11 protein-coding genes and 3 pseudogenes are annotated in these 13363 nt (G+C 70.9%); 4 read left to right on the forward strand and 10 right to left on the reverse strand.

All coding sequences use genetic code 11. The features are described 5' to 3' along the window. Positions 1 to 241 precede the first annotated feature (241 nt). The 5 genes and pseudogenes from BJF85_RS16530 to hsaA all read right to left on the reverse strand — a co-directional run bounded on the left by BJF85_RS16530 (position 242) and on the right by hsaA (position 4657). A pseudogene (locus tag BJF85_RS16530) lies at positions 242 to 981 on the reverse strand (SDR family oxidoreductase). Positions 982 to 1040: 59 nt separating this feature from the next. Beyond that, positions 1041 to 1574, reverse strand: a complete 534-nt coding sequence (gene hsaB, locus BJF85_RS16535; protein WP_075848835.1) for a 3-hydroxy-9,10-secoandrosta-1,3,5(10)-triene-9,17-dione monooxygenase reductase subunit — start codon at positions 1572 to 1574, stop codon at positions 1041 to 1043. Positions 1575 to 1624: 50 nt separating this feature from the next. Further along, the gene (hsaC, locus tag BJF85_RS16540) at positions 1625 to 2524 is read right to left on the reverse strand and encodes an iron-dependent extradiol dioxygenase HsaC (RefSeq protein WP_075848794.1); all 900 of its coding nucleotides are present in this window, start codon (positions 2522 to 2524) and stop codon (positions 1625 to 1627) included. After that, positions 2524 to 3375 (reverse strand): 4,5:9,10-diseco-3-hydroxy-5,9,17-trioxoandrosta-1(10),2-diene-4-oate hydrolase, encoded by an 852-nt coding sequence (gene hsaD, locus BJF85_RS16545; RefSeq protein WP_075848796.1) that lies wholly within the window; start codon positions 3373 to 3375, stop codon positions 2524 to 2526. Before hsaD ends, hsaC begins: the two co-directional genes overlap by 1 nt. 50 nt (positions 3376 to 3425) lie before the next feature. Beyond that, positions 3426 to 4657, reverse strand: a pseudogene (gene hsaA, locus BJF85_RS16550) (3-hydroxy-9,10-secoandrosta-1,3,5(10)-triene-9,17-dione monooxygenase oxygenase subunit). A 350-nt stretch (positions 4658 to 5007) separates the two neighbouring features. Between hsaA and BJF85_RS16555 the strand changes: the two are divergent. The 4 genes from BJF85_RS16555 to BJF85_RS16570 are packed head-to-tail and all read left to right on the forward strand — an operon-like array spanning position 5008 to position 8466. Beyond that, positions 5008 to 6168 carry a Rieske 2Fe-2S domain-containing protein gene (locus BJF85_RS16555; RefSeq protein ID WP_075848798.1) on the forward strand — a complete coding sequence of 387 codons (1161 nt, stop codon included), beginning with the start codon at positions 5008 to 5010 and terminating at the stop codon, positions 6166 to 6168. A 1-nt stretch (position 6169) separates the two neighbouring features. Then, positions 6170 to 6490, forward strand: coding sequence for a hypothetical protein (locus tag BJF85_RS16560; RefSeq protein WP_369822200.1), 321 nt, complete (start codon positions 6170 to 6172; stop codon positions 6488 to 6490). Further along, positions 6483 to 7595: a ferredoxin--NADP reductase gene (locus tag BJF85_RS16565; RefSeq protein ID WP_075848800.1), complete on the forward strand. Its 1113-nt coding sequence runs from the start codon at positions 6483 to 6485 to the stop codon at positions 7593 to 7595. Before BJF85_RS16560 ends, BJF85_RS16565 begins: the two co-directional genes overlap by 8 nt. 10 nt (positions 7596 to 7605) lie before the next feature. Further along, positions 7606 to 8466, forward strand: a complete 861-nt coding sequence (locus BJF85_RS16570) for a MaoC/PaaZ C-terminal domain-containing protein (RefSeq protein WP_075848802.1) — start codon at positions 7606 to 7608, stop codon at positions 8464 to 8466. Here BJF85_RS16570 and BJF85_RS16575 read toward each other — a convergent pair. The 5 genes and pseudogenes from BJF85_RS16575 to BJF85_RS16595 all read right to left on the reverse strand — a co-directional run bounded on the left by BJF85_RS16575 (position 8453) and on the right by BJF85_RS16595 (position 13310). Further along, positions 8453 to 9613 carry a lipid-transfer protein gene (locus BJF85_RS16575; RefSeq protein ID WP_075848804.1) on the reverse strand — a complete coding sequence of 387 codons (1161 nt, stop codon included), beginning with the start codon at positions 9611 to 9613 and terminating at the stop codon, positions 8453 to 8455. The two genes, BJF85_RS16570 and BJF85_RS16575, sit on opposite strands and share 14 nt — an antisense overlap. Next, positions 9610 to 9999 carry a MaoC family dehydratase gene (locus tag BJF85_RS16580; protein ID WP_075848806.1) on the reverse strand — a complete coding sequence of 130 codons (390 nt, stop codon included), beginning with the start codon at positions 9997 to 9999 and terminating at the stop codon, positions 9610 to 9612. The genes BJF85_RS16575 and BJF85_RS16580 overlap by 4 nt, the downstream gene beginning before the upstream one ends. Then, entirely contained in the window at positions 9996 to 11060 is a 1065-nt protein-coding gene (locus tag BJF85_RS16585; RefSeq protein WP_083666487.1) for a bifunctional MaoC family dehydratase N-terminal/OB-fold nucleic acid binding domain-containing protein, read from the reverse strand. Before BJF85_RS16585 ends, BJF85_RS16580 begins: the two co-directional genes overlap by 4 nt. Next, a pseudogene (locus tag BJF85_RS16590) lies at positions 11057 to 12231 on the reverse strand (acyl-CoA dehydrogenase family protein). The gene BJF85_RS16585 and the pseudogene BJF85_RS16590 overlap by 4 nt, the downstream one beginning before the upstream one ends. Further along, positions 12159 to 13310, reverse strand: a complete 1152-nt coding sequence (locus tag BJF85_RS16595; RefSeq protein WP_075848808.1) for an acyl-CoA dehydrogenase family protein — start codon at positions 13308 to 13310, stop codon at positions 12159 to 12161. The pseudogene BJF85_RS16590 and the gene BJF85_RS16595 overlap by 73 nt, the downstream one beginning before the upstream one ends. Positions 13311 to 13363: the final 53 nt, after the last annotated feature.

Genomic DNA, 13363 nt, shown 5'->3' on the forward strand with positions numbered 1-13363 from the left:
GCGAACCCTTGCGCCCTGCCTGGAGCGTGATACACCAAAACCGAGGTCGACGGGATGACACGGAGCAGCGGCGAAGCCGCCCACCATCCCGGAGACCTGCCCGCCGGCGAGGCACCCCACCCCAGAACGCCAACACAACGACGCCGATCCCCAACACGGTGACGCAGGATGCCAACACGGCGACGTGGGGTGCTGACACGGCGACCCGGGGCGCCCCCAGCCCCACGCCCCCCTCCCGGGGTCAGCCGCGGCCGATGAAGGGCATGCCGTTGGCCATGACGGTCATGAAGGGGACGTTGGCGTCGAGGGGGAGGCGGACGATGCCGAGGACGGCGTCGGCGACGTGGGCGGCGTCGAAGGTGGGTTCGGGCCGGAGGGAGCCGTCGGCCTGGGGCATGCCGACGCGGAGAAGCCGGCGGTGAGTTCGGTGGCCGCGTTGCCGATGTCGATCTGGCCGCAGGCGATGTCGTGGGCGCGTCCGTCGAGGGCGATGGACTTGGTCAGTCCGGTGAGGGCGTGTTTGGTCGCGGCGTAGGCGACGGTTTCGGGGCGAGGGGTCTGGGCCGACACGGAGCCGTTGTTGATGATGCGTCCGCCGCGCGGGTCCTGTTCCTTCATGATGCGCACGGCCTGACGGGCGCAGAGGAACATGCCGGTGAGGTTGACGTCGACGACGGCCTGCCAGTCCTCGACGGACAGCGTGTCGACGGAGCCGCGGGTGCCGGTGGTGCCGGCGTTGTTGAACAGCACGTCGACGCGGCCCCACTGCTCGCGCACGGTGGTGAACAGGGCCTCGACGGATTCGGGCGAGGTGACGTCGGTGGGAACGGTCAGCGCGTCGGCGTGGCCGTCGGCGGCCTCGGTGAGCGGTTCGGGGCGCCGGCCCGCGAGCGCGACGCGGTAGCCCTCCCCCAGCAGTGCCCGCGCGACCTGTCGGCCGATCCCTGTTCCTGCACCCGTCACCACGGCAACCTTCGTCATGGCCCGAAGGTTATCGACGGGTCGTCGCGGCCCGGGCCGCAGGTGGGTCCGGTCGCAGGTCAGAACCAGTCGTCGGGGCGGGGCCAGTCGAACAGCTCGCCGGAGGGTGGGGCTTCGGTGACGGCGTAGCGTCCGCGGTAGAACAGCAGTGGCCGGCCCGTGGACACCGCCCCGAGTCCGGTGACCCGACCGATGACGACGTAGTGGTCGCCGGCTTCGTGCACGGTGTCGACGGTGCAGTCCACCCAGGTCAGCGCACCGTCGATGAGCGGCGCCCCGCCGGGGCCGGCGTGCCAGGACACGGAGCCGAACTTGTCGCCGCCGGGTGAGCCGAAGGCCACGCTGACCTCGTGTTGGTCGCCGGCCAGGACGTTGACGGCGAACCGGCCCACGCGTTCGATCACCGGCCAGGTCCGCGACGTCGTCGCCGGGCAGAACAGCACCAGCGGCGGGTCCAGCGAGAGCGCGGCGAACGACTGGCACGCGAAGCCCACGGGTTCGTCGGCCTCGCATGCCGTGACCACGGCGACGCCGGTGCAGAAGTGGCCGAGCACGGAGCGGAACCGCTCCGCCACGTCCGCAGCCACATCCACCTCGCCGGTGGCCGGCTCACCGGCCACCGGGTCGCCGGCCTCGACGCTGGTCACCGCATGCCCACCGAGAAGTCGTGACCCCACAGGCTGACGGCGGTGCTCTCGCGGGCGATCCACGTGTCGTCGTCGACCTGCCTGCCCTCGCAGCCGAATTCGACGTCGAAGCCGCCGGGGGTCTTCATGTAGAACGACAGCATCAGGTCGTTGACGTGCCTGCCCAGGGTCGCCGACATCGGCACCTTGCGGCGCAGCGCGCGGTCGAGGCACAGCCCCACGTCGTCGGTGTTCTCCACCTCGACCATCAGGTGCACGATGCCGCTCGGGGTCGGCATGGGCAGGAACGCGAGGCTGTGGTGGCGGGGGTTGCAGCCGAAGAACCGCAGCCACGCAGGCTCGCCGTCGGCGGGCCTGCCCACGACCTCGGGTGGCATGCGCATCGAGTCGCGCAGCCGGAACCCGAGCACGTCGCGGTAGAAGTGCAGTGCCGCGGCGTCGTCGTGCGTGGACAGCACGACGTGGCCGAGGCCCTGTTCGCCGGTGACGAAGCGGTGGCCGTACGGGCTCACCACCCGGCGGTGTTGTAGGGCCACGCCGTGGAAGACCTCGAGCGTGTTGCCGGACGGGTCGGTGAACTCGATCAGTTCGTCGACGCCGCGGTCGGCCTTCTGCTCGGCGGTGCCCTCCTTGAAGGGCACCTCGTGCGCCGACAGGCTCCGGCGCACCTCCTCCAGATCGGCGGCGTTCGCGGTCTCCCAGCCGGCCGTCGCGAGCCGGTCGGTCTCCCCCGGCACGATCACGAGCCGTGCGGGGAAGTCGTCCATCCGCAGGTACAGGGCGTCCGGATTGGTGCCCTCGCCCTCGACCATGCCGAGCACCTTGAGTCCGTACTCGCGCCAGGCCGCCATGTCGGTGGCCTCGATCCGCAGGTATGCCAGTGAACGAATGCCCATCAGGTGTCCTTGAGGAAGTCGGTCGTGATCCGGTTGAACTCGTCGAAACGTTCCAGCTGGGCCCAGTGCCCGCATCGGCCGAACACGTGCAGCTGCGCGCGGGGGATCGTCTTGAGGGCCACGAGCGCGCCGTCGAGCGGGTTGACGCGGTCCTCGCGTCCCCAGATGAGCAGGACCCGCTGGCGTAGCCGGTGGGCCTCGCGCCAGAGCATGCCCTTCTCGTAGTCGGGTCCGCCGAACGAGGCGCCCATGGCTCCCATCGCGGCCAGCGACTCCGGGGTCGAGGCGGCGGCGAACCGTTCGTCGATCAGCTCGTCGGTGATCAGCGACTGGTCGTGGACCATGACGCGCAGGAACGCCTCGAGCTTCTCGCGGCTCGGCCCGGCCGGGGCCGCGAACCGGGCCAGGTTCTTCACACCCTCGGTCGGGTCCGGCGCGAACAGGTTCACGCTCAGACCGCCGGGGCCCATCAGCACGAGCCGGCCGGCGCGGTCCGGGTGGTCCAGCGCGAGCCGCACCGCGGTGCCCCCACCGAGCGAGTTGCCCACCAGGTGCGCCTTCTCGATGCCGAGCGCGTCCATCAGGCCCACCACGGCGGTCGAGCTGTGCACGAAGTACTGCGGATGCTCGGTCGGTTTGTCCGAGCGGCCGAACCCGGGCTGGTCGACGGCGATCGTGTGGAAATGCTTGCCGAACACCTCGAGATTGCGCGAGAAGTTGCTCCACGCCGAGGCCCCCGGTCCGCCGCCGTGCAGCAGGATCACGGTGTCGGCGTGGCCGTCGTCGCCGCCGGTTTCGTGGTAGTGCAGCCGAAGCCCGTCGGCCGTCGTGACGTACGAACCCTCGCTCATTCGCCTCTCCTCGGACGTACCTGGACCGTCATCACCGCGGTCACGGCGGGTCACACCATCGCGTTCTGGACGGGCAGCCCGAACACGCCGGTGCCGAACATCGTGTAGGCGCGTTCCGGGTCGTTGGCCGCGTGCACGCGCCCGGCGTGGGCGTCGCGCCAGAACCGTTGGATCGGGGTGCCGACCTGCAGGGCCCGCCCGCCCGAGTTCTCGAAGAGCCGGTCGATCGCGGCGATGGCCCGTTCACTGCCCCGGACCTGGTCGCGGCGCACGCGGAGCCGGGTCGCGAACGGCAGCTTCTCCTCGCGGCGCGCCAGTTGGTACAGCTCGTCGATGTTGTGGGTCAGCTGCAGCCATGCGGCGTCGATCTCGCTGGCCGCCTCGGCGATCCGGATCTTCGCGAAGGGGTCCTCCTGCGCCTTCTCCCCCGCGTAGGCCGCGCGCACCCGGCTGCGCTGGTGCTCGACGTGGGCGTCGTAGGCGCCCTGGGCCATGCCGATGATGGGGGCGGTGATGGTGCTCGGATGCACCGAGCCGTACGGCAGCCGGTAAAGCGGCCCCGGGTTCACCTTCTGCCCCGGTGTGTCCAGTTTGGACGTCAGCTGGAAGCTCAGTGCGCGGTGCTGCGGGACGAACACGTCCTCGACGATGACGTCGTTGCTGCCGGTGCCCCGGAGGCCGACCGTGTCCCACACGTCGTCGACCGTGTAGTCGGCCGCCGGCAGCAGGTAGGTGCAGAAGTCGACCGGCTTGCCCTCGGCGTCGAACGCCGGCGCGCCGAGCAGCACCCACGTCGCGTGTCCGCAGCCCGACGAGAAGCTCCACCGCCCACTCAGCCGGTAGCCTCCCCCGCCGGCTACGCCCTCATTGGCGGGGCGCCCCCACTATCGACGATGTCGGCCTTGCCCATCGGCGCGTACGACGAGGACACGAGCGTGTCGATGCCGTCGCTGCCGGCACCGCCGCCCCACACGTCCTCCTGGGCCTGCTGCTCGAACAGTGCCAGATGCCACGGGTGCACCCCGAGGATCGACGCCACCCAGCCGGTGGACCCGCAGGCGCTCGCGATGAGCTTGACCGCGGTGTAGAAGGTCACCGGATCGGCCTCGTACCCGCCGTAGGGCCGTGGTTGCAGCAGCTTGAAGAACCCCGTCTCCTGCAGGGCCTTGATCGACTCATCGGGAATCCGGCGTGCGTCCTCGGCGTCCTGCGCACGCTCCCGCAGGACGGGCAGCAACTCCTCGATCCCGGCGATCACCGCATCCGTGCCCTGCTCGCTCATGCCTGCCCCGTTCCTGTCCGCCGGACCGACTCGGGTCCGTCGTTCCCTGTACCCGTCCGACAGTAGAACACGTTCTCGTTTTTGTCACGCGGAGCACACCCGACCGGCGCGTCACAGGCGCCCCGAGATCCCGGAGCCGCGAGAACACAGTCCACCCCTGCACACCGGCTTTCGCGACCGACAGGCGCACGACCTGGTGGATCACCGGTAGAACTGAAACACGTTCTCGTCTATGGTGTGCGGAGTCGACCGTTGTCACCGACCAACGGCGTGGAACCTGTTGCAGGCGCCACGCCACACGCGCAGGGATGGTTCGCGGGCACCGCAGCCCGGGAAGCTGGAGGTTCGTCATGACGCAGGCAGGACCGGTCCGCACGATCGACGTCGGTGCTCCGCCCGAGCGCTTCGCCCGCGGCTGGCACTGTCTCGGCCTCGTGGAGCAGTTCGACGACGGAAAGCCGCACGCGATCCACGCGTTCGGCACGAAACTCGTCGTGTTCCGCGGCGGCGACGGCGAGCTCAACGTGCTCGACGGCTACTGCCGCCACATGGGCGGCGACCTCACCCAGGGCGAGGTCAAGGGCAACGAGATCGCCTGCCCGTTCCACGACTGGCGGTGGGGCGGCGACGGCAAGTGCAAATCGATCCCCTACGCCAAGCGCGTGCCCCTGCGCGCCCGCACGCGGGCGTGGCAGACGATGCAGGAGAACGGACAGCTGTTCATCTGGCACGACCCCGAGGGCAACCCGCCGCCGGCCGAGGTCACGATCCCGCAGATCGACGGCATCTTCTCCGGCGAGTGGAGCAACTGGACCTGGGACTCGGTCACGATCGAGGGCGCCAACTGCCGCGAGATCGTGGACAACGTCGTGGACATGGCGCACTTCTTCTACATCCACTACGGGATCCCGACGTACTTCAAGAACGTGTTCGAGGGCCACATCGCCTCGCAGTACCTCAACAGCAAGGGCCGCGCCGACATGGGCATGTCGTCGAACTACGGAGGCGAGGACAACCTGCTCGAGTCGGAGGCCTCGTACTACGGCCCTGCGTACATGATCAACACGCTGCACAACAACTACAAGGGCTTCAAGATCGACACGGTGCTCATCAACTGCCACTATCCGGTGAGCCCGACGTCGTTCGTCCTGCAGTGGGGTGTGGCCGTGCGCAAGCCTCCCGGCATCTCCGACGACCAGGCCGACGGCATCGCCCGCAAGTTCGCCGAGGGTGTCGGCGTCGGCTTCCTCCAGGACGTCGAGATCTGGAAGAACAAGACGCGCATCGACAATCCGTTGCTGTGCGAGGAGGACGGGCCGGTCTACCAGTTGCGCCGGTGGTACGAGCAGTTCTATGTGGACGTCGCCGAGGTCGACGAGGACATGACCCGCCGGTTCGAGTTCGAGGTCGATGTCACGCGCGCCAACGAGGTGTGGGAGCGCGAGGTGGCCGAGAACGTCGAGCGGCAGCAGCGCGAGGCTGCGGGCGCGACGGCGAGCGGGGTTTCCTGAGTTGGCCGCCGACACCACCCCCACGTCGATCGGTCCGGCGCCGGTCGACGAGGTGCGCACGCAGACCCGGGCCGAGACCGACGAGTTCCTGACCTCCGGTCTGGTCCCGGTCACGTGCGCGGCGTGTGCGACGACGGTGCTGGCGAAGAAGAACAGTCCGCAGCACACGAGTATCCAGTGGATCAGCGACGCCGCCACGAGCTGTCCCGAACTGGCCGAGCAGGTCGCGGCGGGCACACCGTCTGCGCGCGCCCGGCCGTGCGCCCGGCTGCGGGAGAGCATCGCCGCCGCCGACCGGGAGGGAGTGTTTCGTCGTGCCTGACCAGGTAGGTTCCCCGGAGGCCGCGGTCACCGAGATCCTGCGCCTGCGGGTCGCCGACGTCGTCGACGAGACCGCCGAGGCGCGCTCGATCGTGTTCGACGCGGAGCTGGACTACCGGCCGGGCCAGTTCCTCACCGTGCGCGTGCCGGCCGCCGGTGGCGGTTCCGTGGCGCGGTGCTATTCGCTGTCGAGCTCGCCGCTGTCCGGCGACCGTCCACAGGTGACGGTCAAACGCGACGGTTACGCGTCGAACTGGTTGTGCGACAACGTCTCCCCCGGCGACGAACTCGACGTGCTGCCCGCGGCCGGCGTGTTCACCCCGGCCGATCTCGACACCGATCTGGCGTTGTTCGCCGGCGGCAGCGGGATCACCCCGGTGCTGTCGATCCTCCGGTCCGTGCTGGAGCACGGCACGGGCAGGCTCACGCTCGTCTACGCCAACCGCGACGAGGCGTCGGTCATCTTCGCCGCGCAGCTGCGCCAACTGGAACAGGCCCATCCCGGCCGGCTCACGGTCGTGCACTGGCTCGAGAGCCTCCAGGACCTGCCGACGGCCGACCGGCTCGCACCGATCGCCGCGGCCCTGGCCGGCCGCAGCGCGTTCGTGTGCGGTCCCGGTCCGTACATGCGGGCCGTGACCGAGGCGCTGAAGGCCGCCGGTACGCCGCGCTCGGCGATCCGCAAGGAGACGTTCGTGTCCCTGGGCGGCGACCCGTTCGCCGACGCGGTCCCCGCCGAGTCTCCGACCACAACACCGAACACAGCACCGAACGCAGCACAGGCGAGCGCGGAATCGGCGAGCCCGGAAGCTGCTGGGGATGCGAGGGGTGCGCCGGCGCGGGTGACGGTCGAGCTCGACGGGGTCACCACCGAGCACACGTGGCGGCGCCAGGACAAGCTCCTCGACGTGCTGCTCGAGGCGGGCCGCGACGCGCCGTACTCGTGCCGGGAGGGGCAGTGCAGTGCCTGCGCCTGCCGGGTCACCAGCGGCGAGGTCAAGATGCTGAACAACGAGGTGCTCGACTCCGACGACATCGCCGACGGGATCGTGCTGGCCTGCCAGTCGCTCCCGCTGACCGACGACGTGTCCATCAGCTACGAGTAGGAGCCTGTCGATGCCCATCGACCCCGACGTCGCCATCGGCGCCGAGCTCGGCGAATCGACCTTCAGCTGGTCGGCCTCCGACGTCCTGCTGTACCACCTGGCCATCGGCGCGGGTGCGCGGCCGACGGACCCGGCCGAACTGCGGTACGCGCTCGAGGACGACCTGCGCGTGCTGCCCACGTTCGCCACGGTCGCGGCGACGATGCACGCCACCGAACCGCCCGCCGTGCGCATGCCCGGCATCGAGATCGACCTGGCCAAGGTCGTGCACGGCACCCAGAGCGTGCTCGCGCACCGCCCGCTGCCGACCGCGGGCAAGGCCACGGCGCGCACCCGGATCGCCGACGTGCTCGACAAGGGCAAGGCCGCCGTCGTCGTGCAGGAGACCGAGGTCGTCGACGAGTCCGGGAATCCCCTGTGGACGGCGCGCTCGAGCATCTTCGCCCGCGGCGAGGGCGGTTTCGGCGGGCACCGCGGGGAATCCGCGCGGGTCCCGACCCCGGACCGCGACGCCGACCTCGTCACCGACGTGCCGACGTTGCCGCAGCAGGCGTTGCTGTACCGGTTGTGCGGTGACCGCAATCCCCTGCATGCCGATCCGGAGTTCGCCCGCGCGGCCGGGTTCGACGCCCCGATCCTGCACGGACTGTGCACCTACGGCGTCGTCGCGAAGGCCGTGACCGACGCGGCGCTCGACGGTGACGTCACGCGCGTGGGCGGGTGGTCGGCCACGTTCGCCGGCATCGTGCTGCCCGGCGAGACCCTGCGCGTGCGGATCTGGCGGGAGGACGGGCGGCTCGTGGTGTCCGCGACGTCGCTCGAGCGCGACGAGGCGCCCGTGCTGTCCGACGCCGTCCTCACGCCCCGGTGAGGACGAGGCCGCTGGTCGGCACGCCCGTCCCGGCCGTGACCAGCACCGTCTCCGCACCCGAGACCTGATTGGCGGCCGTGCCGCGGATCTGCCGGACCCCTTCGGCGATGCCGTTCATGCCGTGGATGTAGGCCTCCCCCAGCTGCCCGCCGTGGGGGTTGAGCGGCAGTTCGCCGTCGAGGTCGAGGCGTCCGTCGGCGATGAAGTCCGGCGCCTCGCCGCGGCCGCAGAAGCCGAGTTCCTCCAGCTGCATCAGCACGTACGGCGTGAAGTGGTCGTAGAGCACGGCGACGTCCACATCGGACTGCGACCGTCCCGAGGACTCCCACAGCTGCCGGCCCACCACGCCCATCTCCGGAAGGGCGGCGAGGTCGTCACGGTAGTAGCTGGTCATGATGTACTGCTCGGGCCCGCTGCCCTGTGCCGCCGCGGCGACCACCGCGGGCGCGAGCGGCAGGTCCCTGGCCCGGCGCTCGCTGGTGATCACGAGTGCCACGCCGCCGTCGCTCTCCTGGCAGCAGTCCAGCAGGTGCAGCGGTTCGGCGACCCAGCGCGAGGTCTGGTGCTCGGCCAGTGAGATCGGCTTGCCGTGGAACCAGGCGTGCGGATTGGTGGCCGCGTGCGCGCGGGCGGTCACGGCGATCTGCCCGAACGCCTCGGTGGTCGCGCCGTAGTCGTGCAGGTAGCGTTGCGCCACCATCGCGACCGTCGCCGCGGGGGTCGCCAGGCCGGCCGGGTAGTGGTAGCCGTTGTCGACGCCCGAGGTGTTGATCTGCTGGGCCGCGGCCGACGACACCTGCCCGAATCGGTGTCCCGACCGCTCGTTGAACGCCCGGTAGGCCACGACGACGTCGGCGGCGCCGGTCGCGACGGCCATCGCCGCCTGCTGGACCGTCGCCGCGGCCGCGCCGCCGCCGTAGTGGATCCGGCTGAAGAACGACAGCTCCGGAATCCGGAGCTCGCGCGCGACGGCGATCTCCGCGTTCCCGTCCATGGTGAACGTGACCAGCCCGTCGACGTCGGCCGGCGTCAGTCCCGCGTCGTCGAGCGCCGCGCGCACGCACTCGACCGCCAACCGCAACTCCGAGCGTCCCGAGTTCTTCGAGAACTCGGTCGCACCGATTCCCACGATCGCCGCCCCGGTCATGCGGCCACCTCGATCCGTACCGTTCCCGACAGGTGCTGGCCCAGACTTCCCGTGGCCGATACTGCGATCGTCACGTCGCATCCGTCCACCTCGGACACCCGTCCGCTGAACGTCAGCGTGTCCCCGGCGTAGCAGGGCACGCCGAGCCGGATGTCGATCGACCGTACGAGCGCGTCCCGGCCCGCCCAGTCGGTCACGAACCGTTGCACCAGGCCGGTGTCGGTGAGGATGTTGACGAAGATGTCCTTCGACCCCCGTGCCACCGCGGCGTCCCGATCGTGGTGGACGTCTTGGAAGTCGCGGGTGGCCAGGGCGGTGGAGACGACGAACGTCGGCGTCGCCGCCACGGTCAGGCCGGGCAGTTCGGTGCCCACGGTGACGGTCATGCTCGGGGCCTCCAGGCGGGCAGGGTCAGGTCGTCGTCGATCCGGTCGAACCACACCTCGACCGCGAGCCCGATACGGACGTCCTCGGGTTCGATCCCGGACAGCTCGCCGAGCACGCGTACCCCTTCGTCCAGTTCGACGAGCGCGACGACGAACGGCAACTCCTTGCCCGGAACCGGCGGGTGGTGGTGCACGAGATAGCTGTACACGGTGCCGGTGCCGGCGGCCACGACGTAGTCCGGTCGGGCGTCGAGGTCGCCGTGCGGGGACATCGGCCCCGGCGGATGGCGCAGCGTCTCGCCCCACCGTTGGATGCGGAGCTCGCCCTCGCGCAGCCCTTCCCAGAAGAACGCGTTGTCCTGCGTGACGACCGGCCGCAACACCGACCGCGCGCGCGCCGACGCCTTCTCGTCCGCAGCGTCGGCCGTGTCGGCCGTGTCGGCCGCGGCCACCTTGTCCGCAGCGGAGTCCTGCGGCTGCGCCGGGTCCTGCTCGGTAGGACGGAACTTCAGGACACGGAAGGTCATCTCGGCCACGACCTCGTCGCCGACCGTCCACGTGGTGCGCGTGGTGACGAACCAGCCTTCGCCGAGGGCCGTGCGCTTGGGCCCGACGACGTCCTCCAACGTCGCCGACGACGCGACGTGCTCTCCGGGCCGCAGATAGCGGTGGTAGGTCTGCGCCGAGTTGGTCGCGACGACCGAGGTGTAACCGGCCGCGTCGAGCACCTCGAGCATCCGCCCGAACGGGTCGTCGGCCGCGCGCGTGCCGTGCAGCCCGCGCATGGTCCACACCTGCGCCATCGCGGGCGGGGCGACGAGTCCGCCGTGGACGGACGCCGCGGCCGCCTCGGGGTCGGTGTAGACCGGGTTCGCATCGCCGATCGCCTCGACCCAGTTGTTCACCATCGCCTGGTTCACCGGGTCGCGCGCGAGCCGCGGCGCCGACGGGCCCTCCGCGGCGACCTTCTCCGCCGCCTCCCGGATCCGCGCCTGCTCGGCGGTTTCCTGGTCGGCCGTGTGCCGGTCGGTGGTCTGCTGCACGCTCGCGCCCCTGCTCATCGGGGAACCCTCGGCAGGCCCAGTCCGAACTGGGCGATCAGTTCCCGTTGGATCTCGTTCACGCCACCCCCGAAGGTCAGCACGATGTTGCGTTTGGTGAGCGTGTCGAGCCACTCGGCCAGCTCGGCGGTGTCCGGATCGGACGGATCGCCGTGCCGGCCGACGATCTCCTCGAGCAGTCGGCTGACGCGTTGGTGCCGGTCGGAGGTCAGCACCTTCGTGGCCGACGCATCGGCGATCGCGCCGGTGTCGCGCCCGGGTCGGTGACCGCGACCTGCCAGTTGAGCAGCTCGTTCACCCGCAGCAGGGCGTAGATCTCGCCGAGCGCGCGGCGCACGTCCGGCAGGTCGAGCACGACCGTGCCGTCGGGGGTCTTGCGGGCGGCGGCCCATGCACGGACCCGGTCGTACAGTCCGCCGATCCGCCCCGCCGGGCCGAGCATGACGCGTTCGTGGTTGAGCTGGGTGGTGATCAGCTTCCAGCCCGCGTTCACCTCGCCGACGACCATCGACGCCGGTACGCGCACGTCGCTGTAGTAGGTCGCGTTGACGTGGTGGGCGCCGTCGCAGGTGATGATCGGGGTCCACGAGTAGCCCGGGTCGGACGTGTCGACGACGAGGATCGAGATCCCCTTGTGGCGCGGCGCTTCCGGGTCGGTGCGGGCGGCCAGCCAGATGAAATCGGCGTCGTGGCCGCCCGTGGTGAAGATCTTCTGCCCGTTGACCACATAGGAATCCCCGTCGCGCACCGCCGTCGTGCGCAGGGCCGCGAGATCGGTGCCCGCCTCGGGTTCGCTGTAGCCGATGGCGAAATGCACCTCGCCGGCGAGGATCGCGGGCAGGAAGCGGCGTTTCTGCTCCTCGCTGCCGTAGCGCTGCAGCGTCGGCCCGACCGTCTGCAACGTGACCGACGGCAGCTGCACGTCCGCGCGGGCGGCCTCGTCGACGAAGATGTGCTGTTCGATCGGGCCGAAGCCCCGTCCGCCGTACTGCTCGGGCCAGCCGACGCCGAGCCGGCCGTCGCGGCCCATGCGGCGCACGACCTCGCGGTACGTCGGCCCGTGCCGTTCGGTGCGCAGCAACCTGCGTTCCTCGGTGGTCAGCAACTCGGCGAAGTAGGCGCGCAGCTCGGCGCGCAGCCGTCGCTGGTCTGCGGTGAGCGCGATGTCCATTCAGTTCCCTTCCGCGGGCGCGCGACCCGGTCCAGCCGCAGCGCGACGCCGCCGATGCCGCGGACGAGGTCCTTCAGCAGCGACGAGTACCGGTGCAGCGGATAGGTCTCGTCGAGCCCGACGCCGCCGTGCAGGTGATGGCAGGTGGCCACGGCGGCCGGCGCCTGGTCGGCAAGCCAGTACGCGGCGACCGCGAGATCGGTGTCCGCATCGGACTGCGTAGCCGTGGCGAGTCGCCACACCGCCGAGTCGGCGGCCAGGCCGACGGTGCGGGCGGCGACGTAGACGTCGGCGATCTGCTGTGCCACGGCCTGGAACGTGGCCAACGGGCGGCCGAACTGCTCCCGCGTCGCCACGTGGTCCTTCGTCAGCGCCAACGCACCGGCCAGCAGTCCGTGACCGAACACCGCCGCACCGGCGAGGGCGTGCCGATGCAACGTACGCAGGGACTCGCCCGGCGCGGTAGCCGTGTCGAGCGGCGGGTCGACCGGCGCGCTCTCCAACCGCACCACGGCCTCGGGTGCGCCGGAGGCCGTGTGGACGGGCGTCACGCGCACCCCGGCTCCGGTCGGGTCGACGACGAACAGGGCGACGTCGCCGCCCGGCAGGCTCGCGGGCACGAGGATGCGTTCGGACACGGCGGCGAACGGGACCGCGGTCTTCACCCCGTCGAGCCGCCAGGTCCCGCCCAGGTGTTCTGCCGTGGTGGCCGGGGATTCGGTCATCGGCGCCGACGGTTCGTGCAGCGCCGCGGTGACGAGGGCCTCCCCCGCGGCGACCGCGCACGCCAGGTCGTCGCGGGTCTCGTCGGGTTCGGCGGCCAGCAGGGTCGGCAGTACCGTCGTCAACGTCGACCATGCGGGCGCGCGCGAACCGGCCCGGCCCACCTCCCGGACGACGGCCGCCACCTCGGTCATACCGAGCCCGGCGCCGCCGAGCCGTTCCGGCACGCCCAGGGCGAGCAGTCCGGTCTCGGCCAGGGCCGCCCAGGCGCGGGTCGGTTCGACCGCCGTGTCGGCCAGGACCTGCGCCGCGAGAGCGCCCGCCTCACGCTCGGTCTCGGTCGGGGTGAAATCCACGCTGCTCCTCACGGCCGCCGACGATGGTGACTGGTGCGGTGGTAACTAGTGGA

Origin of the sequence: Saccharomonospora sp. CUA-673, assembly GCF_001942305.1 — a bacterium.
Classification (GTDB): domain Bacteria; phylum Actinomycetota; class Actinomycetes; order Mycobacteriales; family Pseudonocardiaceae; genus Prauserella.